At 69.5% G+C, this 21,034-nt stretch carries 26 protein-coding genes and 2 pseudogenes; 18 read left to right on the top strand and 10 right to left on the bottom strand.

Going from position 1 to position 21,034, the window contains the following annotated elements; all coding sequences use genetic code 11:
• Positions 1 to 3: 3 nt before the first annotated feature.
• Complete coding sequence (locus tag ACLQ2U_RS26490; RefSeq protein ID WP_425753637.1) at positions 4 to 996, top strand: TIGR03842 family LLM class F420-dependent oxidoreductase; 993 nt, start codon at positions 4 to 6, stop codon at positions 994 to 996.
• Positions 997 to 1,123: 127 nt separating this feature from the next.
• Here the strand turns inward: ACLQ2U_RS26490 and ACLQ2U_RS26495 are convergent, their stop codons facing one another.
• On the bottom strand, positions 1,124 to 1,684 hold the full coding sequence (locus ACLQ2U_RS26495; RefSeq protein WP_425753638.1) for a GNAT family N-acetyltransferase: 561 nt from the start codon (positions 1,682 to 1,684) through the stop codon (positions 1,124 to 1,126).
• A gap of 313 nt (positions 1,685 to 1,997) precedes the next feature.
• On the opposite strand from ACLQ2U_RS26495, the gene ACLQ2U_RS26500 reads away from it, so the two are divergent.
• Positions 1,998 to 2,801: an FkbM family methyltransferase gene (locus ACLQ2U_RS26500; RefSeq protein WP_425753639.1), complete on the top strand. Its 804-nt coding sequence runs from the start codon at positions 1,998 to 2,000 to the stop codon at positions 2,799 to 2,801.
• 77 nt (positions 2,802 to 2,878) lie between these two features.
• Positions 2,879 to 3,274: pseudogene (locus tag ACLQ2U_RS26505) on the top strand (alpha/beta hydrolase fold domain-containing protein); the annotation flags it as partial.
• Positions 3,275 to 3,333: 59 nt separating this feature from the next.
• On the opposite strand, the gene ACLQ2U_RS26510 reads toward ACLQ2U_RS26505, so the two are convergent.
• Together ACLQ2U_RS26510 and ACLQ2U_RS26515 are read right to left on the bottom strand one after the other, a co-directional pair.
• Complete coding sequence (locus tag ACLQ2U_RS26510; RefSeq protein ID WP_425753640.1) at positions 3,334 to 4,638, bottom strand: erythromycin esterase family protein; 1,305 nt, start codon at positions 4,636 to 4,638, stop codon at positions 3,334 to 3,336.
• 103 nt (positions 4,639 to 4,741) lie between these two features.
• Complete coding sequence (locus tag ACLQ2U_RS26515; protein WP_425753641.1) at positions 4,742 to 5,044, bottom strand: GNAT family N-acetyltransferase; 303 nt, start codon at positions 5,042 to 5,044, stop codon at positions 4,742 to 4,744.
• A gap of 164 nt (positions 5,045 to 5,208) precedes the next feature.
• Between ACLQ2U_RS26515 and ACLQ2U_RS26520 the strand changes: the two genes are divergently transcribed.
• From ACLQ2U_RS26520 to ACLQ2U_RS26545, 6 genes are all read left to right on the top strand, one after another.
• A complete protein-coding gene (locus ACLQ2U_RS26520; RefSeq protein ID WP_425753642.1) occupies positions 5,209 to 5,952 on the top strand; it encodes an SAM-dependent methyltransferase in 744 nt (247 codons plus the stop codon).
• A 101-nt stretch (positions 5,953 to 6,053) separates the two neighbouring features.
• A complete protein-coding gene (locus tag ACLQ2U_RS26525) occupies positions 6,054 to 6,734 on the top strand; it encodes an HAD family hydrolase (protein ID WP_425753643.1) in 681 nt (226 codons plus the stop codon).
• 54 nt (positions 6,735 to 6,788) lie between these two features.
• Entirely contained in the window at positions 6,789 to 7,118 is a 330-nt protein-coding gene (locus ACLQ2U_RS26530) for a serine hydrolase (protein ID WP_425753644.1), read from the top strand.
• The gene (locus tag ACLQ2U_RS26535; protein WP_425753645.1) at positions 7,084 to 7,389 is read left to right on the top strand and encodes a hypothetical protein; all 306 of its coding nucleotides are present in this window, start codon (positions 7,084 to 7,086) and stop codon (positions 7,387 to 7,389) included. Before ACLQ2U_RS26530 ends, ACLQ2U_RS26535 begins: the two co-directional genes overlap by 35 nt.
• Before the next feature lie 44 nt (positions 7,390 to 7,433).
• Positions 7,434 to 7,856 (top strand): acyl-CoA thioesterase, encoded by a 423-nt coding sequence (locus ACLQ2U_RS26540; RefSeq protein ID WP_425753646.1) that lies wholly within the window; start codon positions 7,434 to 7,436, stop codon positions 7,854 to 7,856.
• Positions 7,857 to 7,983: 127 nt separating this feature from the next.
• Complete coding sequence (locus tag ACLQ2U_RS26545) at positions 7,984 to 8,160, top strand: GNAT family N-acetyltransferase (protein ID WP_425753647.1); 177 nt, start codon at positions 7,984 to 7,986, stop codon at positions 8,158 to 8,160.
• A 2-nt stretch (positions 8,161 to 8,162) separates the two neighbouring features.
• On the opposite strand, the gene ACLQ2U_RS26550 is transcribed toward ACLQ2U_RS26545, so the two are convergent.
• On the bottom strand, positions 8,163 to 8,648 hold the full coding sequence (locus ACLQ2U_RS26550; protein WP_425753648.1) for a GNAT family N-acetyltransferase: 486 nt from the start codon (positions 8,646 to 8,648) through the stop codon (positions 8,163 to 8,165).
• A 48-nt stretch (positions 8,649 to 8,696) separates the two neighbouring features.
• Here ACLQ2U_RS26550 and ACLQ2U_RS26555 point away from each other — a divergent pair, with 48 nt between their 5' ends.
• The 3 genes from ACLQ2U_RS26555 (at position 8,697) to ACLQ2U_RS26565 (ending at position 10,110) form a co-directional block, all read left to right on the top strand.
• Positions 8,697 to 9,125, top strand: a complete 429-nt coding sequence (locus tag ACLQ2U_RS26555; RefSeq protein WP_425753649.1) for an MmcQ/YjbR family DNA-binding protein — start codon at positions 8,697 to 8,699, stop codon at positions 9,123 to 9,125.
• Between the two features lie 190 nt (positions 9,126 to 9,315).
• Positions 9,316 to 9,723, top strand: coding sequence for an MmcQ/YjbR family DNA-binding protein (locus ACLQ2U_RS26560; protein WP_425753650.1), 408 nt, complete (start codon positions 9,316 to 9,318; stop codon positions 9,721 to 9,723).
• 201 nt (positions 9,724 to 9,924) lie between these two features.
• Positions 9,925 to 10,110, top strand: coding sequence for a hypothetical protein (locus tag ACLQ2U_RS26565; RefSeq protein ID WP_425753651.1), 186 nt, complete (start codon positions 9,925 to 9,927; stop codon positions 10,108 to 10,110).
• 187 nt (positions 10,111 to 10,297) lie between these two features.
• Here the strand turns inward: ACLQ2U_RS26565 and ACLQ2U_RS26570 are convergent, their stop codons facing one another.
• Entirely contained in the window at positions 10,298 to 10,669 is a 372-nt protein-coding gene (locus ACLQ2U_RS26570) for a hypothetical protein (RefSeq protein WP_425753652.1), read from the bottom strand.
• Between the two features lie 397 nt (positions 10,670 to 11,066).
• Between ACLQ2U_RS26570 and ACLQ2U_RS26575 the strand changes: the two genes are divergently transcribed.
• Complete coding sequence (locus ACLQ2U_RS26575; RefSeq protein ID WP_425753653.1) at positions 11,067 to 11,477, top strand: NUDIX hydrolase; 411 nt, start codon at positions 11,067 to 11,069, stop codon at positions 11,475 to 11,477.
• Between the two features lie 14 nt (positions 11,478 to 11,491).
• Here ACLQ2U_RS26575 and ACLQ2U_RS26580 read toward each other — a convergent pair.
• From ACLQ2U_RS26580 to ACLQ2U_RS26590, 3 genes and pseudogenes are all read right to left on the bottom strand, one after another.
• A pseudogene (locus ACLQ2U_RS26580) lies at positions 11,492 to 12,095 on the bottom strand (IS5 family transposase); the annotation flags it as partial.
• A 132-nt stretch (positions 12,096 to 12,227) separates the two neighbouring features.
• Positions 12,228 to 13,169 carry an anti-sigma factor RsbA family regulatory protein gene (locus ACLQ2U_RS26585; protein WP_425753654.1) on the bottom strand — a complete coding sequence of 314 codons (942 nt, stop codon included), beginning with the start codon at positions 13,167 to 13,169 and terminating at the stop codon, positions 12,228 to 12,230.
• A gap of 236 nt (positions 13,170 to 13,405) precedes the next feature.
• The gene (locus ACLQ2U_RS26590) at positions 13,406 to 14,710 is read right to left on the bottom strand and encodes a PP2C family protein-serine/threonine phosphatase (RefSeq protein ID WP_425753655.1); all 1,305 of its coding nucleotides are present in this window, start codon (positions 14,708 to 14,710) and stop codon (positions 13,406 to 13,408) included.
• Between the two features lie 141 nt (positions 14,711 to 14,851).
• Between ACLQ2U_RS26590 and ACLQ2U_RS26595 the strand changes: the two genes are divergently transcribed.
• Genes ACLQ2U_RS26595 through ACLQ2U_RS26605 form a run of 3 tightly spaced genes read left to right on the top strand, consistent with a single transcriptional unit; the run spans position 14,852 to position 15,643 of the window.
• Positions 14,852 to 15,283 carry an ATP-binding protein gene (locus ACLQ2U_RS26595; protein WP_425753656.1) on the top strand — a complete coding sequence of 144 codons (432 nt, stop codon included), beginning with the start codon at positions 14,852 to 14,854 and terminating at the stop codon, positions 15,281 to 15,283.
• A gap of 60 nt (positions 15,284 to 15,343) precedes the next feature.
• Positions 15,344 to 15,430 carry a hypothetical protein gene (locus ACLQ2U_RS26600; RefSeq protein ID WP_425753664.1) on the top strand — a complete coding sequence of 29 codons (87 nt, stop codon included), beginning with the start codon at positions 15,344 to 15,346 and terminating at the stop codon, positions 15,428 to 15,430.
• A 27-nt stretch (positions 15,431 to 15,457) separates the two neighbouring features.
• On the top strand, positions 15,458 to 15,643 hold the full coding sequence (locus ACLQ2U_RS26605) for a sigma-70 domain-containing protein (RefSeq protein WP_425753657.1): 186 nt from the start codon (positions 15,458 to 15,460) through the stop codon (positions 15,641 to 15,643).
• 141 nt (positions 15,644 to 15,784) lie between these two features.
• On the opposite strand, the gene ACLQ2U_RS26610 is transcribed toward ACLQ2U_RS26605, so the two are convergent.
• Positions 15,785 to 17,008, bottom strand: coding sequence for a multidrug effflux MFS transporter (locus tag ACLQ2U_RS26610; protein WP_425753665.1), 1,224 nt, complete (start codon positions 17,006 to 17,008; stop codon positions 15,785 to 15,787).
• A gap of 568 nt (positions 17,009 to 17,576) precedes the next feature.
• Between ACLQ2U_RS26610 and ACLQ2U_RS26615 the strand changes: the two genes are divergently transcribed.
• A complete protein-coding gene (locus ACLQ2U_RS26615) occupies positions 17,577 to 17,951 on the top strand; it encodes a DUF2267 domain-containing protein (protein ID WP_425753658.1) in 375 nt (124 codons plus the stop codon).
• Between the two features lie 280 nt (positions 17,952 to 18,231).
• Here the strand turns inward: ACLQ2U_RS26615 and ACLQ2U_RS26620 are convergent, their stop codons facing one another.
• Positions 18,232 to 19,455, bottom strand: a complete 1,224-nt coding sequence (locus tag ACLQ2U_RS26620; RefSeq protein ID WP_425753659.1) for a low temperature requirement protein A — start codon at positions 19,453 to 19,455, stop codon at positions 18,232 to 18,234.
• 208 nt (positions 19,456 to 19,663) lie between these two features.
• On the opposite strand from ACLQ2U_RS26620, the gene ACLQ2U_RS26625 reads away from it, so the two are divergent.
• Positions 19,664 to 21,013, top strand: coding sequence for an RNA-guided endonuclease InsQ/TnpB family protein (locus ACLQ2U_RS26625; RefSeq protein ID WP_425753660.1), 1,350 nt, complete (start codon positions 19,664 to 19,666; stop codon positions 21,011 to 21,013).
• Positions 21,014 to 21,034 lie beyond the last annotated feature (21 nt).

Here is a 21,034-nt window from a genome sequence, read left to right on the forward strand (position 1 = left end):
ACCGTGGACTTCGGTGTCGTACTTCAGACCGACCCGCCCGCTCGCGACGTCGTGGCGGGCCTCACCGCCGCCGAGGACAACGGGTTCCGCTACGGGTGGACGTTCGACTCCTGCGTGCTGTGGCAGGAGCCGTTCGTCATCTACTCGCAGGTCCTCGCCGCGACCAAGCACCTGATCGTCGGGCCGATGGTGACCAACCCGAGCACCCGCGACTGGTCGGTCACCGCGTCGCTTTTCGCCACGCTCAACGACATGTTCGGCAACCGCACGGTGTGCGGGATCGGCCGCGGCGACTCGGCCCGACGGGTCATCGGCCAGCCGCCGGCGAGCCTGGCCACGCTGAAAACGGCCATGCACGTGATCAAGGAGCTGGCCGAAGGCAACGAGGTCGAACACCACGGCACGCCGGTGCGCATCCCGTGGGTGCGCGACGGCAAGCTGGAGATCTGGATGGCCGCCTACGGCCCGAAAGCGCTACGGCTCGTCGGCGAGCAGGCCGACGGCTTCATCCTGCAGACGGCCGATCCCGACATCGCCCGTTGGACGATCGGCTCGGTACGCGACGCGGCCACCGCCGCAGGCCGAGATCCTGACTCGATCACCATGTGCGTGGCCGCACCTGCCTACGTGGGCACGAACCTCGCGCACCAACGGGATCAGCTGCGCTGGTTCGGCGGCATGGTCGGCAACCACGTGGCCGACCTGGTCGCCCGCTACGGCGACTCCGGGATGGTGCCAAAGGCGCTCACCGACTACATCAGCGGCCGCGAGGGCTACGACTACGCACACCACGGCCGCGCCGGCAATCCGTCCACCGACTTCGTGCCCGATGAGATCGTCGACCGGTTCTGCCTCATCGGCCCCGAGTCAGCCCATGTCGACCGGCTGCAGGAGCTCAAGGAGATCGGGGTCCACAACTTCGCCCTCTACCTGATGCATGACGACAAGGAGAAGACGCTCTCCTCATACGGCAAGGACGTGATCACACACGTCTGATCCCGGCGCGCGCCGGTCCTTGGCGATCTTCAGGTGCCGACAGGCGTGCACGACCACTGGGCCGCCGTCGATGTCCACCGGCGGCGCGAGCGAGTCGGCCGAGACCGTCGGCGCAACGGCGCCCGGGTCAACGGTCGATGAGTGCGCGGCCGCCCCACTCCGGCGCCAGCAGCGACCAGACCTCGGTGTCGTGCCGGACCCCCCGGTACGGAAACTCCTCGCGCAGCACCCCGTCCAGCCGCATGCCGAGCCGGCGCGCGACGTTGCGGCTGGCGGTGTTGTCGGGGCGGCAGAGCCACTCGACCCGGTGGATGCCGCGCACGCGCACCGCCCAGTCGACGAGGTGCCCCACCGCCCGGGTGATCAGCCCCCGGCCCTGCCCGGCCGGCTCCAGCCAGCAGCCGATCTCGCACGTGCCCGCGGCCGCGTCGAAGTCGACGAACATGGTCCCGCCGACGAGCGTGCCGTCGAGCCAGATGCCGTACAGCCGGCCGGCGTCGCGGGCGGCAAGGTCCGCGTAGCGCTGCAGCGTGGCGCGGGCCGAGTCCAGGTCGGTGCTCCGGCTCGCCCACGGGATCCACGGGTCCACCGCAGCGCGCGCCCGGTCCAGATGGGCGAGGAACTCCTCGGCCTGCCACGGCTCCAGCGGGCGCAGCTCGGCCCCGTCGTTCAGAATGATCGCGAACACTCGCGCACTGTACCGGCGTGGTCCGGGTCGGTCGCACCGACGGTCTGTCCTACCGATCAGATCGCGCCGTCATGGGGCTTCCATGATCGGCAGGACAGGCGGTCCAGACGACCATCCTGTGCGGGTCGTCGGCGCCGGTCCTCAGGGCACACCAGTTCGCACCATGCCAAGTGGGCGTGCGCGCGACATTGCCCTCGGCGCCGTTGCGATCACACCCGAAGATCCCACCGTCCCGGGCACCGTTCAACTGAGCCACCGGACGGGTTATCCGGAAGTGGACACCCTCTCTCACGGCTTCGGCTAGGGTCCCCCAGTGGACGCCCAAGCCGGCGCCATTGAGGCGCTCAAGACTGATCCGGTCACTTCCGCTCTTCGTCGCTCACTGGACCTCTACTACGGTGACCCGGAGCGCGAGGCGGAAATGGACCGGCTCTACGCGCGTTTCGTCAGAGCCCGAGATCTCGTCTTCGACATCGGCTCTCATGTGGGCGACCGCATCGGCAGCTTCCGCCGCCTCGGGGCCCGGGTCGTGGCCGTGGAGCCGCAGCCGCTGTGCGCGCGAGCCATCCGTGCCATATACGCCGGCGACGACCAGGTCACACTGGTCGAGGCGGCATGCGGTGCACATGTCGGAAGCGTCCAACTCAACATCAACTCTGCCAACCCCACGGTATCCACCGCTTCCCCTCACTTCCTGCAGGCGGCGGACGGCGCAGTCGGGTGGGAAGACGAAATATGGGACTCTGAAATCGAAGTGACGTCCATAACTCTGGACGCACTCGTGGCTGAATACGGCGTGCCGGCCTTCGTCAAGATTGACGTCGAGGGTTTCGAGGATGCAGTGCTGGAAGGGCTGAGTCGTCCCCCGCCCGCACTCTCCTTCGAGTTCACCACGATCGAGCGCCCGGTAGCGCAACGTTGCCTCGATCGTCTCACCGCGCTCGGCTTCAACGGATTCAACATCGCGCTGGGCGACACCATGTCGCTGGCTTTGCAGCAGTGGACGTCCGCGGAAGGCATGGCGGCGCACCTCCTCTCACTGCCACACGCGGTCAACTCCGGTGATGTGTACTGCCTGTCGCAGTCTCGCCGACAGCGCCCGGACAGGACCGAATAGCCCACCGTGGAGCGTTCCCCTGAGAAGCTGACGCCCTCGGGCCGCCGAGGTGGTCACCCGTACGCGTCTACAAGCCGCTCGGCGCGAAGCCCGCGCCGTTGCCTGTCGTGTTGTGGGCTCACGGCGGCGGCTGGATCCTGTTCACGAACGACGACTACGACGCGTCGTGTCGCGCTCTGGTCACCAAAACGGGCGCGATGGTCGTGTCGCCGGAGTACCGCAAGGCTCCGGAGCATGTCTTTCCGGCTGCCCACGACGACGTGCTGGCCACCTACCGGTGGCTCCGGGCCAACGTCACCGAGCTCGGCGGCGACCCGTCGCGCATCGCCGTCGGTGGCGAGGGCGTCGGGGCGAACAAGGCGGCGCACGCCCAACAGGACGCCGCCCTGTACCTGCGGCAGGCGTTCGACCAGAGCCCGGCCGCCCAACCCTTGCAGGACACGTCGACGCGGGGACCCAAGGTCATCGGGTAACACAACGGGGCGGATCTCGGCGTCGAACGCTTGACCGCGTCGGTCTCCTCCGGGTGGTCTCAGACCCCGGAGGGGAAGGTCTCCGGCTCCCGCAGGCCGGCCCGGCCGGTGTGCAGGGGGCGTACCCCCTGGGTGGCGTCGAACCAGCAGAAGGCGTCGTACCGGTCGCCCAGCACGGTCGGCACGTAGTTGCCCAGCCGTTCCCGCTCCGGGTGGTAGACCACCCCGATCGCCCGATGGTCCAGTTCGTCGGTGAGCAGATCGGGCCGGTCGCCCCGGGGGAAGGCAAAGAGCGCCCGCTCGGGGGCCGAGCGGTGCAGCACGTCCTCCAGGGTGCCGGTCATGGCCGGCGGCACCGGCATCAACTCGGTCGGCGCGCCCCATGCACCGCCCGCGACGACGGTGCCGTGGTGGGTGCCGAAGCCGACCAGCACCACCTGGTCGGCGCCGTACCGCTCGCGGGCCAGCTGACCGATGTTGATTTCCCCGGCATCGGCCATGTCGGTCGCCCGGGCATCACCGACGTGGGTGTTGTGCGCCCACACCACGGCCTTCGACCCGGGGCCGTAGTGGTCGAGAAGCCGGTCCAGGGTCTGGTCCATGTGCCGGTCCCGAACGTTCCAGGACTGCCGCCCACCGGCGACCATCGCCCGGTAGTAGCGTTCCGCGCCGGCCACCACCTCGGCGTTCTGCCAGGCGGCAAAGCGCGACCCCGGGTCACCGCCAGCCTGCGCGGGGCCGCCGGCCGCGGCGCGGAGCGCGACCAGCAGGTCGACGACCTCGTTCTCGCAGTTGGTCGGCACGAACCGGGTGGCCATCGCGTACTCCTGCGGGTCCTCCCGGTACGGCTCGAAGCAGCGGTACGCGGCCAGCGCGACGGGCACCAGGCCCGGTTCCCGCTCGCGCAACCAGACCAGGATCTCCCGCAGCGACTCCCAGAGCGAGTAGACGTCCAGCCCATGGAAGCCGACCCGATGCTCCGGATCGACGCCGGTGTTGTGCCCCCGCAGCCAGCGGCAGAAGTCGACGACCTCCTCGTTGGCCCACATCCAGGTCGGCCAGCGCTCGAACGCGGCGAGCGCGTGGTACGGGTCCTCCGGCGCGTCGGCGCGGCAGCGGACGCTCCGGTCGACCCTGTCGCAGTCCGGCCAGTCCCCCTCGACGGCGACGAATGAGAAGCCCTGCTCGGCGATCAGGCGCCGGGTCAGCTCCGCCCGCCAGCGGTAGAACTCGTGGGTGCCGTGGCTTGCCTCGCCCAGCATCACCACCCGAGCGTCGCCGATCCGGTCCAGGAGGACGTCGAGGTCCCCCGCGTCCGTCAGCGGCGCGGCGAGTGCGACCACCTCGTCCGCGTACCGTGCCACGGTCCCTCCCCCGTCGGTGCCGTCCTTCCGGTTCGGCTACCCGGCGGCGCGCCGGACAAACGGGCGGCGCTACCGCCCGCACGCGCCCATGGCTCGGCGGTGGCTATCTGACCTTTCGAGTCGATCGGGCGACGATGTCCTCGTACTCCGGGTGCTTGCCCAGCCACTCGCCGAGGAACGGGCAGATCGGCACCACGGTTCGACCCTTGGCGCGCGCGTCGTCCATTACCGCACGAGCGAGGGTCGATCCGACGCCCCTGCCTTCGAACTTCGGATCGACCTCGGTGTGGGTATAGACGATGATGTTGCCGGTCAGCTGGTAGGTGACCACCCCGGCCACCGCACCCGCCTCGTCCCGCGCCTCGAACCGCTCCTGCCCCGGCGCGTCTGTCACGGTGAATTCCACCCGACCATCCAAGCACGGCTGCCATCAGATGGATGTCTGAGGCGGCAACGCCCTTCGACGATGCGTGTCCTCGCTGATCACGGCAGATGAGTGCAGCGACCGGATTACTGTGGTGGTCGCGAAACGGGGATGCGCCGTCGATCAAGACTTGGCACCCTCAACGGATGCAGCCGACCGACGACCTCACCGCCCTACGCTACGCGCGGATGCGCTGGAACACACCGTTGTCGGAAGAGCATGCGGCTCTGCTTCTGCGGCGGCTTGATATCCGCTCTGGTGCACGCGTGCTTGACCTTGGCTGCGGATGGGGCGAGCTGCTGCTCAGGGCAGTTGCCGTCGGCGGCGTGGACGGCGCGGCCGCGACGACGGGCATCGGTGTCGACACGGACGATGATGCTCTCGCGAGGGGGCGGGAACTGGCCACGGACCGGTCATTGGACAAGCACGTCACCTTCGTGAAGGGGGAAGCGGCGGCCTGGCGGGAGCCGGCCGACCGCGTCCTGTGCGTTGGCGCTTCGCATGCCTTCGGCGGTACGGCCGCTGCCCTCGAAGCGCTCGCCGAGTTCGTCCGGCCCGGTGGCCGACTCCTGTTCGGCGACGGGTACTGGGAGCGTCCACCTACGACCGAGGCCGTGGAGATCTTCGGAGAGGAGACTGTCGCTCTTGCGGATCTCATCGAGCACGCACGCGGTCTGGGCTGGCGGGTCCTGCACCTCAGCACGGCCGACCAGCGAGAATGGGATGACTTCGAGGCCACCTGGCGTGCAGGCCGGCAGGAGTGGCTGCTGGAGCATCCGCAAGACCCCCGCGCGACGGAGGTCCGCGAGTGGCTCGATGCCCGGCTGCGCGAGTACGTCAGCACCTACCGCGGGGTTCTGGGTCTTGGGTACCTCGTACTCGGTCGCTGACGCTGTGACAGCCCACCAGTCGCCCCGGCGGCCTTCTGGACCGAGCCTTTGGTCTCGCAACGTACTTACGCCGGATAGACGAAGACGTCACTCTGGCGCCAATGGATGACATGCGGGCAGTGGTGTTCGACTGGCGGGGCACCCTGGTGACGACCTTGTCGCCGGAGGACTGGGTCCGCGCTGCGTTGGACCGGCTCGGCCGCGGCAGCCGGCCGGAGTCGGTGGCGAGGACATGGGCGGCCATCGCGGAGGCGGCGGGTGAGCCGGACCGACTGGACGCGCCGGGGGTCGACTGTGATGCGGCCGTCCACCGGGACGCGTACCACGGCGTCTTCGCCGACGCCGGTCTCGACGCCGAGCTGGCCGACGCCCTCTACGCCGTGGAATCCGACCCCGCGTTCAACCCGTTCGCGGTCGACGCGGCGCCGGTGCTGCGGGCGATCGCCCGGCACGGTCGCCGAATCGCGGTCGTCAGCGACGTCCACTTCGACCTCCGACCGGCCTTCGCCGCCGCGGGCCTGGCCGACGTCGTCGACGCGTACGTGCTGTCGTACGAGCACGGGGTGCAGAAACCCGACCCTCGGGCCTTCCGGCTGGCGCTCGACATGCTCGGCACGGTGCCTGGCCAGACGCTGATGGTCGGTGACCGGCGGCAGCCCGACGGCGGCGCCCTCGACGTCGGGATGCCCACGCTGCTACTCCCGCCCCTGGTCGACGTGCGTCATCAGCGGTTGGGCCTGGTCGCCCGGGCCCTCGGCGTATCCGTCGACCGATCGGCGTGAGCCCGACGGAGTGGCGTGGCGCCGTGGACGGCCATAGGGTTCCAGATCGCGTCCGTGAGCAAGCAGTTCACCGCTGCGGCGGTGCTGCTGGCCCAGGGCGGTGCGCTGGACCTCGACGACCGGATCGAACGCTGGTTTGACTACAGCAGCCCGGGATACGTCCTGCTGGCGGAGGTGGCGCAACGGGTGGCCGACCGGCCATACCGCGATGTGCTCGCCACTGAGATCTTCGCGCCGCTGGGGATGGAACGCACCTTCGCCGGCTCACCAGGCGACCGCGACGACATCGCGCACGGACACGGCGTCGATGGCGGCGCCCGTCCCCTCGTGGGAACTGGACAGCGTGGGCATGGACGCCGGCGACGTCTGGTCCACCATCGGTGACCTCGTCGCCTGGATCGACGCCCTGCGGGCCGGACAGCTGCTCGACGGGCGGTACCGCACGCTGATGCTTACCGAGCGGGCGCCGACCGGCGGACGACCGACGGCACGCGGATACGGCTGGTTCGTCGGCACCATCGCCGGCGAAACCCTGGTTCCACCACGACGGCGGGAACGCGGGATTCATCGCGTTCGACGGCTGCCTGCCCGAGTCGGACCGTCGGATCGTGATGCTCAGCAACACCGCGGCGACCAGCCCCGCCGTACTCGATGAACTGCTGGCAGTCACGCTCGGGGCGTTGTCGTAGGCTCGGGTGCATGGGAGATCCGTTCCGGGTGCGCATCACCGTGCGCGGCTACGAGCTTGACACGCAGGGGCACCTGAACCAGGCCGTCTACCTGCAATACGGCGAGCACGCCCGGTGGGAATGCCTGCGCGCCGCCGGAATCTCACAGGACCGGCTCATCTCCTCCGGAGTGGGACCCGTCGCCTTGGAGGTCACCCTGAAATACCTGCATGAGCTGCGCGGTGGGGACCAGGTGGATGTCTCCTGCGAGTTCCGCTGGGGCGAGGGCAAGACCTTCCAGATCGAGCAGGACTACACCCGCCTGGACGGCACCCAGGTCGCGACTGTGACTGGGGTGGGCGGGCTGCTCGACCTGTCGGCCCGGCGGCTGGTGCCCAACCCGCGGGAGCGGTTCCGAGAGCTGGCCACCGACCCGGGGCCGCTCAACCTCTGAGGCCCGGCGTCCGGGCGGCACCGTTTTACGCCCGCTACCGCGGCGACGATCATCCCGGGACGGCATACCTCGGCCCTGCTCGCGTCACGCGCAAGCCGGCCGCGCCGTACGCGGGCGGGGAGCGGGTATGGCGGGCGGGATCTGGACCACCCAGTTCGCCGTCTTCCCGGAGAACACCGCCAGCCTCATCCCTCACGAGCGGGCCGGCTTCCGGCGGGTTGGCGGTCCCAAAGGGATCGGTCGCCACGGCGGCCGGTGGGGCGAGAGGGTGCTGCTCGAACGCAATAGCCCGCTGGTGGCCTGAGGTCAGACCGGCTTGACGTACCGGTGGGCCGGCACAGTGATCGTCCCGCCCGAGATCACCGCGGCGTGGTCGAACACTCCCTCATCGGCCCACCCGCACCGCTCGTAGAACCTGCGGGCCCGCGCGTTGCCGGCGACGACCGCCAGCCAGGCTCGCCGATGACCGGCAACAGCGACGAGCCGCTCGGCCTCGGCGAGCAACAACCCCGCCACGCCGGACCCGCGGTGGTCCGCTGACACGTACGCCTGCTCGACCTCGTCGTCAACCACCATCACGAAGCCCGCAACCTCGTGGCCAGCGCCGGTAACCGCGACCACCGTGTCGCCGACGCGCTGGGCGGCCCGCGCTCGGAACGACTCCGGCGTACGCGCCGCGACGAGGGCCTCGGACACCTGCCCGAGGTGGCCGTCGCACCACCCGTCGTACCAGATCCTCGCGACCGCCTCTGCATCCTCGGCGATGGCGGAACGAAGGCTGAAGGCCGGCATCGGTCGAGGCTAACAAAATTGTCGGAGGGCACCGGTAACGTCCATCGCGTGACCGGCCCCGCAGACGTCCCACCCGAGATCCTCGGCCGGCTCCGGCCGGTCTGCCTCGGGCTGCCAGAGACCTACGAGGAGCCAGCGTGGGTGGGCACCCGCTGGCGGATCCGCAAACGGACGTTCGCCCACGTACTCACCGTCGACCCCGACCACCAGATGGCCTACGCCCGCGCCGCCGCGACCGACCACCCGATCTACGTGCTGACATTCCGGTCGCCCGGCGACGAGATCGACGGGCTCGTCAACAGCGGCCACCCGTTCTTCAAGCCGGGCTGGGGCGCCGACGTCGTCGGCATGATGCTCGACGACGACGTCGACTGGGACGAGGTCGCCGAACTTCTCACCGAAAGCTACTGCGTCCTCGCGCCGAAGAAGCTGGCCGCCCTGGTCGACCGGCCGCCCGGCAAAGTCGAGCTTGGGTAGCGGCTCCGCGGCGCGTCACCCGCCTGCCGAGGCTGGTCGCGTCGTCAGAGACTCCTTGCACGGTCCGCAGGTGGTTCTGCCGCTACCGGCGGGTCGCCTCACTGTCGGGTCCCGCGGGCCGGCGGAGATCGCGTTCGGCGCAGCGGTTAGCCTGTGCGTATGCAGGAGGCGGTGTCCTGGAGCAACCTCGATGGCTGACGCCGGCGATGTCCGTCACCTGGCACTGGCGCTGCCTCACGTGGTCGAGATCGACAGTGACGGCTTCGACTTCCGGGTCGCCGACAAAGGGTTCGTCTGGTCCTACCCCGAGCGCAGACCCGGCACGTCGCGCCGCATCCGGACCGATATCGCGGTGCTGTACGTCGGCGACGAAGCGGAGAAGCAGGCGTTACTCCTCGGCGAGCCCGAGGTTTTCTTCACCACGCCCGCGTACGACGGGCTGCCCCTGGTCATGCTGCGGCTGGCGCAGGTGAACGTCGATCGCCTGAAGGAACTCGTCACCGACGCCTGGCGCATGCGTGCCCCGGATTCGCTCGTCGGCGACCTTGATGACGGCACTGATTCGTTGAGCCCAGATCTGAGCAGAGCCGATCAGTAGGTCGAGGTAGCACTCGCCTGATGCGGCAGGCGGAGCCTGCGTAACGCTGCTCGATCGCCGTCTGCGCCAATCATGCTGCTGGAGGAACCGGGCGACCCCAGCGAGCACGCCATCGACCCGACCGGAACCGGTTAACAGGAGGGGTTCGTCCTCAGCAACGGGCAGCACCACGCATACAGCGACGGCGACACCATCGCGCTTGTGCAGGCGCTCGCGATCGTGGAGCACATCGCCGATGACGGTCACCCGCAGGCCAGCGTAGGCTGGCACGTCGACCGGAAGCTAGCAGCGGTTTGCCCGATCAGCGGCCATGAGCGGACGTTACCGAACATCAGCACAAGGCTGGGCCTGCGCGTCAGTCGCAACCGCGTCCTAGCATTGAGATGAGCCCGCCCAAGGCGCGTCTACCCGGTAAGGGCGTTTCCGCAGTTGGAGAGGGTGGCAGCCCGTTCGAGCCGGGCCGGGTCCGAAGAGCCCCTGCGTTCGACGTGGGGGCTCTTGTTTGTCTCGCCGCGGTCCGCTCACGTCGATCTGATCTCGTGCATCGATGAGCGTCGTCCGGCGGGTGGTGACGTCAACCGTGCTGGTGGAGGCGATCAGCGAACCGGTCGGGGGCGCGGACCAGTTGGTCGGTGATGCCGGGTTCCATGGAGGAATGGCCTGCGTCGGCAATGATGTTCAGGGTGGCTTCAGGCCAGTGACGAGCAAGGTCGTAGGCGGTGGCCGGCGAGCAGCACAGGTCGTAACGGCCCTGGATGATGACGGCCGGCGGGTCGCGGATGCGGTCAATGCCATCCAGGTGTTGAGTCTCCGGGTCGAAGAAGTCGCCGTGGATGACGTAGTGGGCGAGAACTTGCGCCGCCGGCAGCGCTGTTTCGTCCGCCGTCAGCGCCGCGACGAGGTCGGGATCGGGCGTCAGGGAAGAGTTGATCGCCTCCCAGCGCATCCACGCATCGGCGCAGCGCAGGGCCTCCTCACGATCAGGTCCGATTAGGCGGCGGTGGTCGCGGCGGCGACGTCGTCACGTTCGGCAGTTGGTATCGGAGCGATGAACCGCTCCCATTCCTCGGGCTGCACATGATGCAGGCCGTGTTGATAGATCCAGGTCCGCTCGCTGCGGGCGCAGCAAGTAGATCCCGCGCAGGATCAGGCCGGTCACCCGGGCTGGGTGGGTCTGGGCATACGCGAGAGCGAGCGTGGAGCCTCACGAGCCGCCAAAAAGCAGCCAAGCGTCCAGCTTGAGACCTTCGCGGATGAATTCGAGGTCGGCGACCAGGTGCCAGGAAGTCATTTCCCGCAGGTGAGGTCCCTTCCGCGTGTGTCGGGCATGGCATGATCTCGCAGTGGCCACCTATGACGTCGCACTCGTGCTGCTTGTCGATCCCTCAGGCGCGGTGCTTCTGCAGCACCGCGATGAAGACGTGGCCGCCTCGCCGAACCAGTGGAGCCTGCCAGGCGGCCATGTCGAGCCCGACGAGTCGCCTGAGGAGGCAGCCCGCCGCGAACTGCTGGAAGAGACGGGTTTGACAGCGGGTGAGCTGCACCCGCTGTGGAGTGGTCCGCGTCCGTATGAGGCCGGCTTCCCTCACACTGTGACGGTCCACGTGTTCTGTGGCACCACCAGGGCGCGGCAGGAGGACGTGGTACTCGGCGAGGGACGGGCCATGGTGTTCGTCCCCCGAGATGAGGTACTCGACCGTGAGCTGGCGGTCTCCTCTGCGCTGGTCCTGTCTTTGCACCTCAACGGCACATGACGCGTGACCGCCGGTCATCGAAGCCAGAGCAGCGCGGCGATGAGGACTAGGCAGGCACGGTAGACGCTGGCGGGTTTGGCGTAGCGGGTGGCCAGGTCGCGCCAGTGTTTGAGCCGGTTGAAGCAGCGTTCGACCTGGTTGCGTTGACGGTAGATGTCCTTGTCGAAGGCGGGGGGTCGTCCGCCACGACTGCCCTTGGTCGCGCGGCGGGCGACCTGGTCGGACCGCTCGGGGATGGTCTGGGCGTTACCGCGCCGGCGCAGCGCGGCGCGGATGGACTCGTGGGCGTACGCCTTATCGGCGACGAGCATGTCCGGACGCTTGCGCGGCCGACCCAGGCCTGGGGAGTTGACGCTGATCACGTCCAGGACGTTGAACAGCTGCGGGTTGTCGCCGGCCTGACCAGGCGTGAGCAAGATCGACAACGGCCGGCCCGCCGATCGACTGCGATATGGATCTTCGTGGTCAACCCGCCCCGGGACCGTCCCAGCGCTTCACCGTCCACGGCCGTGACCGTCCACCGTCCACCGCCCTTTTTTGCGAGCGCCAGCCGCATGCTGGGTGAGCCCGCACAATCGTGGAGTCAACGCTGATCACCCACTCCACCGGCTGGCCGTTACAGTCCGGTCCGGTGGGAGGGAGACGCCATCCGACGCCTCGGCGACCTCGACTCGGGGATCGTGGATTTGCTCTCGACATATGCGAGCCGCGACCGCCCGCTCCCCGTCACAGCTTGCCGCCCGGCGGGCGTCAGCGGTGCATGTGAAGGCGGGTCGTGGTGGAACCGGGCTTGGTGTGGACGCGCACGAGATCGCAGAGCTGGTTGACCAGGACGAGTCCTCGGCCGCCGGGCTGCTGCGGTGGCACGGGAATCCGGCCGGCGAGCGGATTCGTGATGTGCCCGGTGTCGGTGAGCTGGCAGATCAGCCGGGTGCCGTCGGTCCAGACCGCGAGGGTACCGCCGGCGGCGGTGTGTTCGATCGTGTTCGCAGCCAGTTCGTTGACCGCCAGGGTCAGGTCGGAGACTCGGTCCGGGGTCAGCCCGGCCGCGGTGGCCTCGGCGGTCACGACCCGGCGGATGGCCGGGAGGGCATGGAAGTCGATGGCGATGGTGGTCGCGTGGGCAGGCGGGTCCGGCAGCGGCAGGTTAAACCCTGCGGCCACCGCGACCGGGTCGGCGTAATGCGGGCTCGCCCACACCGCGCTGCCCGTCTGCAGGATGGGATGGGTGCGGTAGGCGTCGTCGAGCCAGCTCCGGTCTAGGCGACTGGTGTCGTAGGGGCAGAGGATGGTGGCCCGCCGGCCAGCGAATGCCGCGTTGATCAGGGCTTCGTGCTGAGCACAGGCGGGGTATTCAGTAGCGGTACGGCCGGCCCAGATAGGTTCGCCGATGATACGTACCCGCTTACCGACGTGGGCGGCGGCGAAGGCTAGCAGGACGCCGGGAATGATCCGCCCGGGGTTGCGACCGGCCATGCTCATGTCGTGCAGCTGGACCCTGTCCGCGTCGATGCCAAGCGCGGTGCGGATGTGGTCGAGGTTTTCCCCCGGTACGGCGGCCATGACCGGCTCATCGGCAGCGAGGCCGGCTTGGATGAACGGCACCGTGCCGGCCAGGTACTCCTCGCGGTCGGCGTAGAAGAGGGCGGGGTGAACAAAACTATCGGTATTGGTGGAGGCGGAGACATTCATGCGGCGGCCTCCGAGGTGCGTGGTCCGGCCGCCTCATCGGGCCACCGCAGGGTCAGTCCGGGGCCTGGTCGGCACCGGTCAGGTGCAGTGTACGGGCCTTGGAACAGCCGCTCAGAGCGAGCCCGGCCGGGGCTGAACCGGAGCAACCGTCCCTGGCAGCCCTGCTGAGCTGGTCATCCGCTGCCGCTTGCGCAGGCCCGGGGCCACGAATCGAGCCATCGGCGACAACGCCCGGTTTAAGTTTCAGGGTGACCTTTGTCGGTTGCGCGGACGGCGAGTAGGGCGATGTCGTCGGTGGCCTGTTCGGCGGCGAGTGTGGCCATGATGCGGGCGCAGACCGTTTCGGCGGGACCTGGTTCGACGGCGGAGCAGAGCCGTTCGATGCCGACGTCGATGATTTCGCTGCGGCGTTCGACGAGCCCGTCGGTATAGCAGATCAGTACCGCCTCGGAAGGGAACGCGACTGCGGTGTGCCGGCGGGCCGGTTGAAGCGGGCCCAACCCCAATGGAAGATCAACTGGAACGTTCAGCGTGCCGGCCGGCTGTCCTGGTGCGGCCAGGATGGGTTGCAGGTGCCCGGCGAGGGACATCTGGATGGTGGCGCGGTCCGGAGAGATCATGGCGTAAAGAACCGTGGCGAGGTTCCCGGCCTCGAAATGGTGGATCTTGCGGTCGAGCAAGGTCAGCGCGTTGGCCGGGTTGTCGCAGACCAGGGCGTAGGCGCGCAGCGCGCTGCGGAGGCGTCCCATCACGACTGCGGAGCGCAGTCCGTGTCCGGACACGTCGCCGATGACGACGCCCAGCCAGCCGGAGGGGAGGGTGAACACGTCGTACCAGTCGCCGCCGACGCCGGCGTCGTGGCCAGGCACGTAGCGGGCGGCCAGGTCCACGCCGGGCACGTCGGGTAGGTGGGTGGGTAGCAGGCTGCGCTGCAGGGCGAGGGCGGCGGTGCGGTCGATGCTGCTGGCCCGGGCCTGGCTGGCAAGGCTCGCCCGGTCGGCGGCGAGTTGGAGCAGTCGCACGTCGTCGTCGGTGAATCGGTGCGGGCTCAGGCAGCCGACGTGCAGTACGCCAATTAACTCGCCGCCGGCGAACATGGGCACACCCAGTAGCGAGCGGATCCCCTTGTCGATCAGGATCGGGTTGACCACGTCTGCGGCAGTGACGTCGTCCAGGATTACGGGCAGCTTGTTCCGGGCGATCCGGCCGGCGAAGCCGCGGCCGACGGAGATCCGAAAGCCTTGCCGGACCTCTTCCTCCAGCCCCCTTGCCGCGGTGGCCACTAGCTGCTGGGCGTGCACGTCCAGCAGCAGGATGGCGGCGGTGTCAACCCGCAGCACCTCTCGGACACGGTCGAGGAGCTCGTCGAGAAGGTCGTTGGCGCCAAGCTGGGACAGCGTCGCGTCGGTCAGCGCCTCGATGCGACGCAGCCGCTCGTCGCTCCCGCTACCCTGCACGCCAATCACGGCAGAAGCGTAGCCCCTCCCAGGCCCAGGGCAGGCCACCAGGAGCACCCCGTCCCGAACCAGACGGTCGAGCACCCACCGCCCGGCTGGCGCAAGGCGCAGGTGCATGGAGTCGGGAGCGGTGGCTGGGCCAACGTAACGGCCGGCCGTTCGACGCCCGGCGCTCGGGGTACATTCCACGGTGCAGGAGATCCGCGTCCCTTGGGAGGGAGAGTCGTGGTCGGGCACCCGAGAGACCGCTCTTCTCCTTCCCAAGCCCGGTTACTGCTCGAGACGAAGATAACCGCCGGTCAGCTGCCCGCCGTACGCCAGAAGGTGGAGGCCATCGCCCGCCAGTGCGGCCTGACCGGGGAACGGATCAGCGACTGGGTCACCGCAGTGCACGAGCTGATGACCAACGCCGTGCGCCACGGTGGCGGCGCCGGACAGCTACGCGTCTGGGAAGACGGTCGCCTCATCTGCGAGGTCCGAGACGAAGGCCGTGGCTTCTCCACCGCGGACTACGTCAGCCCTCGGAATCGGCCGCCGCTGTCCGTAGCCGGCGGGATGGGCCTATGGATCGCACAGCAGATGACCGACGACCTGCAGATCCACAGCAGCCCGGCCGGCACCATCGTGCGGATCAGCACCACCGTGCACGGTGCTTAGTAGCGCTACTCGGGCCGCGGCGAGCAGGTCGATGACCTGACCCAGACCGCCATCGTCGGCCTGGTCAAGCCGGTCGCCCACCCCGCCCTGGGCGTCGGCTTCACGGCGTACGCCATCCCGACCATCGTCGGCGAGGTCAAGCGCTAGTTCCGCGATCGCACCTGAGTCGTCCGGGTGCCCTGCCGTCTGCAGGAACTCCGTCCGGCGATCAGCGCGGCCAATACCACGCTGACCCACACGCTGGGCCGCTCCCCGAGGGCCGCCGACACCGCAACCCACCTCGGCGTCACCGAAGAGGCCGTGCTGGAAGGGCAGGAAGGTGCCCGCGCCTACCGGGCGACCTCGCTGTCCACCCGGTAGACACCGACACCACAACTGCACTCGGCGACACCCTCGCCGCCGGCGACCCCGACTACGAGCTGGTCGAATTGTCCGCCGCCTCGGTCCCGCGCTGGCCACATCGCCCGAACGTCGACACGGTCATTGGAGGCGTGGCGATCCTCAATGCGCTGCCACGACCACCGCGTCCGGCTCGAGGTCGGCGAGCCGGGCCGGCCGCACGATCACGAGCAGAACCGCCATCGCCGCCACCATGCCACCTGCAACGACGAGGGCCATCGCCACCGCGTCGGTGCCCAGCACGCCCACCAGGGGCGCGGCCAGCGCGCCGACGCCGAACTGCACGGCGCCGAGCAGAGCGGAGGCCGTCCCGGCCGCTTCCCCGTGCCGGGACAGGGCCAGGGCCGGCGCGTTCGGAATCGCGAGGCCCGCCGCCGCGAGCACCACCCACAACGACACCAGCAGGCTCGGCAGCCCGCCGAGCCCGGTCGCGGCGAAGGCGAGCAGCGCCAAGCCGGCCCCGGTCCCCACGGCCAGGGCGGCAACGAGGATCCGCTGCGGCGAGTGACGGCGCAGCAGCCGTACGTTGAACTGGGTCGCCGCGATCAGCCCGACCGCGCCCACGCCGAAGGCCAGCCCGAACTGCTGCTCGTCCAGCCCGTACTGCTGTTGCAGGACGAACGACGACCCGGCCACGTAGGCGAACAACGCCGCCATGGCCAGCCCGGCGACCAGGACCAGGCCCATGAACGTACGGTCCCGCAGCAGCGAGCCGTACACGATCATCGTCGCGACCACGCCGCCGCGTTGGCGCCGATCGGCCGGCAGCGTCTCGCGGAGGCCGAGCGCGGCGACCACGACGAGCAGCACACCGAAGGCGGCCAGGGCCACGAACACACCGCGCCAGTCCGTCCAGCGCAGCAGCCCGCCACCGAGGGTCGGAGCGAGGATCGGCGCCGCCCCCATGACCAGCAGCAGCCGGGAGAGCATCTTGGCGAAGGCCGCGCCGCTGAACAGGTCGCGGACCACGGCCATCGCGACCACCGAGGCCGCTGCGACGCCGAGGCCCTGCACCACCCGCAATACACCGAGAACCGCGATGTTCGGTGCGATGACGCAGAGCATCGACGCGATGACGTGCAAAGCGATGCCGGCGATCAGCGGCGCGCGCCGGCCGACGGCGTCGGACAGCGGGCCGATCAGCAACTGGCCGAGGGCGAGGCCCGCCAGCGTGCCGGTGAGGGTCAGTTGGACCGCCGCCGACGTGGTCTGGAAATCGGCGACGATCGCGGGAAGCGCGGGCAGGTACATGTCGATGGTCAGCGGACCCACCGCGATCAGCGACCCGAGCACGAGGACGAGCCGCAGGCGTTGTCGGGGGCTCATCAGGTCACCCGGCGTCAGCGGGACTGCCAGCCCCTCAGGGGCGTCGACGGTGGCGGTCATCGGGTCGGTTCCGACCGGTCGTTGCGCAGCCGGGCCGGGAAAAGTGCAGGAGTCACATCTGGCTCCAAATCCGGATCCGCTGATCTGATTCCCGGTCGACAGGGAGGTAACGGAGGTCACAGTCGAGCGGCGGCGACGAACCGGCGATCCAGGCCTCTGCTCGCAGCTGAATCCTCGCCGGTCCTTGCCAGGCAGTGCGCCTCCGCCAGCGCCTCACCCGGCCCTACGCTGCCGCCGGCTTCGTCCTCGAGGGCTTTCCGAGCAAAATCATCGCCCCCGGTGTCGCTCGACGCCCTGCTGTCCGATCTCGGCCGTTGCGTGCAGCTACGGGGCGCGTAACTGCCGCCGCCGGTGTTCGGTGATCGGCGTTCGGCGTTCGGCGTTCGGCGTTCGGCGTTCGGATACTCGTTCCGATCCATGCCGGGCAGACGCCTGCTCGAGTTAGGCCGCAGAGCGGATTGATGCGTCGGCACACGGGTAGACGGCGCCGGTCCGAGAGGAGGAGCAGGTGGTCCACGAGGATTTCATCGACGCAGTGGCCAGGCGGGCAAGGGTGTCGGCCGATCAGGTCACGACGATCACCCGCGCGACCTTGGAGACATTGGCAGATCGGGTCAGCGGAGGCCAGGCTAACGATCTTGCCAAACAGCTGCCTGAAGGGCTCGACGATCACCTGCGCAAACCTCGGGAAAACGTCGAGCCGTTCGGGCTCGTAGAGTTCGTGCAGCGGATAACCGCACGCGCCGGCGTTGACGATGTGCTCGCCAGTGCCGGGGCCCACGCGGTCCTCGCTCAGCGGGTGGCCCCGCCTGACTTCCTACTTGGTGTTGTGTTAATCGCGGGTCTGGGTGTAGTCGATCAAACCGGACGAGACGTCCGGTGATCTGCGGCTACGTCGGTCATGGGTGGTCAACAATGGCCACCCGTGGTTCGCCTTTGACGGCCTGGGGACGGCCTGATCTTACCTCCGGGGGCTGCCTCAAAGATGGGTACGGAACGGGCACGCCGGCACTCCTTCGCCCCCATCATGGCATCGACTAGCTTCAATTAGATGCAACCGATGCCAAGTAGGGTAGGCAAGTGATGTCAGACGATGGAACGCTTCCCGCAGGTCAGCCCGACCACCTCGACAGTTAGCAGCGCGAAGCCCGACAGCACTCACCTCAGGTGACGGGGGCCGGGGGTTCCGGAGGGCGACCCGCCGCCCGCCGCGCGTCGGCCAGCGCGATGAACAGCAGAACGAGTGTCGCCGTGCCCGCCGCCGCCAGGGGCGGCACGAACAACAGGGGCACGGCGAGCAGTGCCAGCACGATGACGCCGACGATGCGAGGCGGCGAGACGCGGCCGAAGACGGCCCACTCCATCCGGGCCCGGCCCACGACGTAGAGCGCGGGGCCCCCGAGGATCACGGCGAGCCAGGCCGGGACGGCGTCGCGGGCCGGATGCCTCTGGACGAGCTCGTACCCGATCGCGGTGGCGACGATGCCGAGGATCATGATCAGGTGAGCGAAGGCGATGTGGCGGCCGAAGCTCGCCCGGTCCTCCGCCGCCGTCACCGCGTCGGGGAGGATCTGGCCGGCCCGGAAGAAGTAGATCCGCCACAGCAGCACGGTGGTGAGGAACGCCAGGATCAGGCCGACGGTCCGGTACGGGCTGGGGCTCGACGGCCCCCTGGTGTAGGAGACGCCGATGGTCAGGACGCCCTCGCCGAGGGCGATGATTAGAAACTGCTTGTAACGGTCGGCGAGGTGGTGACCGCCCACCGACCACGCGGCGGCGCGTCCGCGGCCCATGCCCGGCACCGGCCAACCCAGGCGCGCGGACCCGAGGTCGATCGCAATCGCCAGCGACCACAGGAGGACTCGCCCTCCGGGTTGGGCGAAGGCTCCGACAAGCCACGGTACGGCGCCCACGCAGAACCAGATGCACGCGCGCGCGTAGAGGCTCTGGAGCGCGTGGCCCCGCAACAGCAGGCCGAACAGAAGGGTCCGGCCGACCTGCAGGGTCACGTACGCGAGGGCGAAGGTCAGGCCGCGCCCGCTGAACGCGTACGGCACCGCGGTGCCCATCATGAGCAGCCCGAAGGCACTGGCGAGCACCGCGACCTGAACGCCGAATCGTAACGGCTCGAAACGGGCCGTGACGTACGAGGTGATCGTCCAGGCCCACGTCAAGGGGAGGAACAACAGCAGCGTCTGGCCCATCGTCAACCAGCGCACCGGGAGGCTCATGCTCGACAGTCCCGGCACCGCCTCCGCCACCAAGCGGGTCAGGGCGAACACCATGACCAGATCGAAGAACAGCTCGACGAAGGTCGCCGACGGCCCGCTCTCCCGACCGGGCCGCAGACCGACGGCCGAGCCGACGTCTTGCCCGGCATGTCCCATACTGCTTCATCCAACGCCGATCCCGCCCGCCGCGACGTGGGATGCGCCAAAGCGGGAACCTTCCCTCGAGTTGCTAGTGCGGTGTCCACTAACGTTCGCCGGTTTTCGGCCGTGGGAATTGTCGTACGGGTGGTGTTGGCTTCGGTTCATGCCTCGTCGTCGGGACCCGTCCGCGCCGCCGGTCATGCATCGCACCGCGCGTGTCGCGGTGCGGGTGACACCGGGGCAGCGGCGGCGGTGCTTCGGGCTGCTGCGCTCCGCCGGTGATGTGTGGGCGTGTGTGCTGGAGGTCAACGCGTGGCGCCGCCGCCGTGGGGACGCGCCTCTGGTCGGTTATCAGCGGTTGTGCGGGGAGTTGGCGGCGTCGGGGCCGGGCACGTTCGCCGAGCTTGACTCCACGGGTGCCCGGTCGGTGTTGCGCCGGTTTTCGGATGCGTGGTTCGCGGCGGCGAAGCGCCGCAACGGCGGTGACCTGTCGGCGCGGTTCCCGCGTCGCCGGCGGGGGTTGGTGCCGGTGCGCTGGTATCACGGCACGTTCACTCTCGACGGGCGCCGGGTGCGGATCCCCACCGCCATGGGCACGGCGCCGTTGTGGGTGCGTCTGGCGCGGGAGGTGCCCTATCCGGCCGGGCAGGTCCGGTCGATCACGCTGCTGTGCGAGGGCGGCCGGCTGTTCCTCGACGTGACCGCCGAAGTCCCGGTGACGGTGTACCCGCCGGGTGAGGAGCCGGATCCGGCCAGGGTGGCTGGGGTGGATCTGGGGATCATCCACCCCTACGCGGTGGCCGGCCCGGACGGGGATGCGTTGTTGGTGTCCGGGCGGGCGATCCGCGCCGAGCACCGCATGCACCTGGCCGACACCAAAGCCCGCCGCCGCGCCGTCGCCCGCCGGGCACCCAAGCCCGGCCAGAAGGCGTCGCGGCGGCGGCGGCAGTACCGGCGCCGGGCGCGGCGGGTTGAGGGTCGGCATCGGCGGCGGGTCCGCCAGGCCCAGCACGAAGCCGCCCGTACCGTCGTCTCCTGGGCGGTGCGGCAACGCGTCGGTGTGCTGCACGTCGGTGACCCCCGCGGGGTGCTCGAGCTGCCGGCGGGACGGCGGCACCACCTGCGGTTGCGGCAGTGGCAGATCGGCCGACTCATCCAGGTCCTCACCGACAAGGCCGCGCTGGCCGGTATCGGCGTGCGGTTGGTCGACGAACGCGGCACTTCCTCCACCTGTCCCGCCTGCCGAAGGCGGGTGCCGAAACCCCGTGGGCGGAGCCTGTCCTGCCCGCACTGCCGCTTCTCTGGGCACCGCGACCTCGTCGCGGCCGCCAGCATCGCCGTCCGTGTTCCGGGCGGCGGACCCACCACCGAAACAGCCGTCGTGCTGCCGCAGGTGGTCACGCACCGTCGAGCCGGCCGGCACCTGCCTGGTGCTGGCCGGTCCCGGCGTGACCCCCGCCACCCACCTCGGACGGCGCGAGGGTCGGTTGGCCTGCGGAGGCCCGCCCCACCACCCGGTGGGGAGTCGCTCGCCTACGGCGAGGATCCACAACACCCACCGCAAACCCGGTGAACGTTAGTGGACACCGCACTA

This window comes from Micromonospora sp. DT47, assembly GCF_049844475.1.
GTDB lineage: Bacteria > Actinomycetota > Actinomycetes > Mycobacteriales > Micromonosporaceae > Micromonospora.